Annotated in this window: 1 pseudogene; it reads left to right on the top strand. The window is 55.8% G+C overall.

The window, feature by feature from the left end:
- Positions 1 to 30: 30 nt before the first annotated feature.
- Positions 31 to 269, top strand: a pseudogene (locus Q1A48_RS21575) (IS5/IS1182 family transposase); the annotation flags it as partial.

Genomic DNA, 269 nt, shown 5'->3' with positions numbered 1-269 from the left:
TCGTACTACTCCTCAAGGCTACCCAAAATCATGCATCAAGTCACCTTCGCCGAAGCCGAATACCGCAGCAAGCGTCGTCAAACCCGGCGCGAAAAATTTCTGGAAAAGATGGATGCGCTCATTCCCTGGCAGCGCCTGCGCGACCGTAGTGAGCCCTTCTACCACAACAACGACCGCGGCCCACGGGTGTATTCTCTGGATGTCATGCTGCGCATCCACTGCATGCAGCTGTTTTACAACCTCAGCGACCCGGCAATGGAAGATGCGCT

This window comes from uncultured Microbulbifer sp. (genome assembly GCF_947489355.1).
Taxonomy (GTDB): Bacteria; Pseudomonadota; Gammaproteobacteria; order Pseudomonadales; family Cellvibrionaceae; genus Microbulbifer.
The sequence above is the reverse complement of the archived record's forward strand: the minus strand, read 5'-3'. Positions and strand labels throughout refer to the sequence as shown.